The organism is Vibrio sp. 10N.247.311.13 (genome assembly GCF_041467595.1).
Taxonomy (GTDB): Bacteria; Pseudomonadota; Gammaproteobacteria; order Enterobacterales; family Vibrionaceae; genus Vibrio; species Vibrio crassostreae_C.
Map to the genome: position 1 here is coordinate 1 of NZ_JBFSUX010000118.1, position 3125 is coordinate 3125.

General features: G+C 40.3%; 3 protein-coding genes. 1 reads left to right on the plus strand and 2 read right to left on the minus strand.

Annotation, left to right across the window (positions count from 1 at the left end):
• Positions 1-83 precede the first annotated feature (83 nt).
• Together AB6E52_RS22850 and AB6E52_RS22855 are read right to left on the minus strand one after the other, a co-directional pair.
• A complete protein-coding gene (locus AB6E52_RS22850; RefSeq protein ID WP_102319993.1) occupies positions 84-2408 on the minus strand; it encodes an ATP-binding protein in 2325 nt (774 codons plus the stop codon).
• Between the two features lie 10 nt (positions 2409-2418).
• On the minus strand, positions 2419-2727 hold the full coding sequence (locus AB6E52_RS22855) for an Hpt domain-containing protein (protein WP_017061719.1): 309 nt from the start codon (positions 2725-2727) through the stop codon (positions 2419-2421).
• A gap of 192 nt (positions 2728-2919) precedes the next feature.
• Here AB6E52_RS22855 and AB6E52_RS22860 point away from each other — a divergent pair.
• A partial coding sequence (locus AB6E52_RS22860; protein WP_372189983.1) for a TfoX/Sxy family protein occupies positions 2920-3125 on the plus strand: 206 nt, incomplete at its 3' end.

Sequence of the window (3125 nt, forward strand, 5' to 3'; positions counted from 1 at the left end):
CTAAGGGTTTGACGCTATTAGATCATATTTGTTAACAAAGTGCGATCCCGCCCTGAGGTTATAGGTAGGAGTATTTAACTAAGTTAGCAAGTACCACCTGATAAAGCGCAATGAAGCTTTAGCTTTAGATCGCTCGGGTTGAGCGGTTTGGTTAGATAACACGAAAAGTATTGGTCCATTCGAGCCTCTTCTTGAATGGTAGCTCGTGCCGTAACGGCAATTATAGGTAACGATGGCTTACGCTTTTCCAACTCAGAAGCAAGCTCAATGCCATCCATAACCGGCATTGAAATATCCGTCAGTACAACATCAAAGTCATGTTCAGAAGCGAGTGCTAAAGCCTCCAAACCATCATTCGCGGTCATGCATTCACAACCTAGCTCGTTTAAGTGGAACTCTAGAATTTCTCGGTTGAACTCAACATCATCAACGATCAAGGCTTTTTTACTTGTGCAGTCTAAGCGCTCTCTAACGTTATATACCTGTTCAGCAACACCGTTAGAACACTCAAGAACATTCATAATTTCTTGAGCTGGGAGTGAGATAACAAAAGTACTACCGGTGCCGAGCACACTCTCAACACGCAACGAACCCTTCATTAACTCTACGATGGTTTTAGTTATCGCCAAGCCCAAGCCAAAACCAAACTGTTGGTCTTCTTGATTAACCTGTTCAAAGCCGTTAAACACCGCATCCAATTTATCTTGGGGAATACCGACTCCAGTATCGCTTACGGAGATATTGAATGCTCTATCGTCGGTTGAAACTTCTATTGTCACCCCTCCCTTGTTTGTAAACTTCAATGCGTTCGAAACTATATTATTGATTGCTTGCTTAATACGAAGCTCATCAATCATCAATGTTGTCGAAGCATCGACATTGCATATAATATCAAGCGACAATTGTTTAGACTCGCTAAGCGGAAAAAACGTATTTTCAATTTCGCGCATCAAACTCATTACTGACAGGCATTTAGGGTTTAATGAATAGCTTGCTGCTTTTACTCTTTCAAAATCCAATAGGTCATTCACAATGCCTAAAATAGTATTGCTCGCACTCGAAATACCGTTCAGCTGATGGCGATATTCGTCAAAGTTTTTGCTATGGCTTAGCATATGTGTATAACCAATAATCGCGTTCAGTGGCGTGCGAACCTCATGGGACACATTTGAAAGCAGCACCGATTTCTGTTTATTGGCCTCACTCGCCTCTTGCGCTGCTATCTCGTACTGCTTCGTTCGCTCTTCAACTTCATATTCAAGCCCTTCAATCAAATTTTGAATCTGGATCCCAGCCTCAGAATAAGCCTTTGAAAGCTGTTCAATTTCGTCTCCATTACTATAAACAGTATGTCTGGATTTATTAAAATCACGCTGCTTTAGATATTTAGCTTGTGCGATCAATTTAGAAATAGGTATCAGCATCTTATTCACCGCGATTGAGTTAATAGCTAAAAACAGACCAAGCAAAAGGATATAAGCAAAGAACAGGCGTTTGATCAACGAGTTATCACCAGATAAAACCAGCTCTTTGGTGGTCGCATAACTGGAACGAATCACATGCTCTGGCGTGACTAAAATCAACCTCCAACCGGTTTGACGGTTCTGAACAAAAGTGACATTGAAAACACCTTTTTCGCCACTTACCACAAAACTACCCAAGTAATGTGACATGATATGGCTTCCGACACTCTTTTGAATTTGTTCATCAAAAACACTTTCAGACATCAATTGGTCGACATTCTGTTGTAGATTCGACGCGATAAGCTTGCCGCTGTCGTCTACTAAGAAATAACGGTATTGGAATTCATCGATCATATTTTCAAAAGTCAGTGAACGAGAAAAATACTCTAAATCTAAATCAAATTTGAGTAACGCGTTATCCCAGTGCTCTGGACGGATATAAATGGCAAACTTAGTGACGTGCCCCACTTTAACTTCTTTCCCTATATAGAAATTCTTGTAGTGGATCATGCGACTAAAATCGACAGAAATAGAGCGGCTTACAATACCATTTTCGGTGATAGAGACTTCTTGGTTGCGTTCAGTGTCAATAAAAAGCACCTTTTTGATAAAGGGCTTAAGCTTAGTATTGATATAAGCCAGCTGTTTATTACGAAGTGCCTCGTTTTTCGATTCATTAACAAAATCATGAGCAAAATCAATCGCCACATGATCCACTTCCTCAGTGATCAGCTCGACCTCTTTATCAAGGGTTACACTTTGAGCTTTCACAAAGGTAAGTAGAAGCTTTTTGTTATTTCCCGTAATGCTCTCCTTTATCTCTTCAAATTGGTTTTGTGAAGAAACCTGAACGATTTCGATAGCGGAGTACGTAAGCAACACCACAAATAGAACCAGTATTGTTGCGTTGGTGAAAATGATTTTATTTTTAAAAGACACGTTCATATCCTCCAACTTAAGCGTCAAAAAGTTGAATCATGGCGTTAGACACATCCATCAAAATCTTTTTTCCTGCACTTTCATTGATTACCGCGTCGTAGTGCTCCAATTTAAGACAAATTCTTGCAACCTCTGTAGCCCCGCAAGATAACGCAATGCCTTTCACTTTATGGGCGAGCGCTCGATTGGACTCACCTCCTTGAAGAATATCATCATTAACCTTGTGCAAACTTCTAATAGCAATCTGACGAAATCGAACGCCAATATCCGATTGAAAGTTACAACCCGTCGCCATTAAAAATACATTTGTGTCGATGCTATACATACCAATTTCTCCCGCCTTCGTGACCCCCCTTAATTTTGACCGTCTGTTACAAAACTGATATGGCAGATCGAGAATTTAAATAACCGGCATGCCTAATGGCATTGTCTGTTTTTTAACTTGGCTTATGCCATATTCACTGCTGGCTACATTTGGACAATAGATCACACTTTTTATGATTATCGAGTGAAAATAATGGCTCAACTTTTCAGACATACTTTTAGACGCTTGGAACAATTAGGTCGAGTGTCTATAAAACAAATATTTGGCGTAACGGCCTTCTATGTAGATCACGTTTTGCTCGTTCTACATAAAAGTGGGGAGTTGTACCTCAGAGGAACACCGGGGCTTTGTTTCCTAATTGGATCTCAGATAGAAACGGCCAGTATGGGTGATTATTA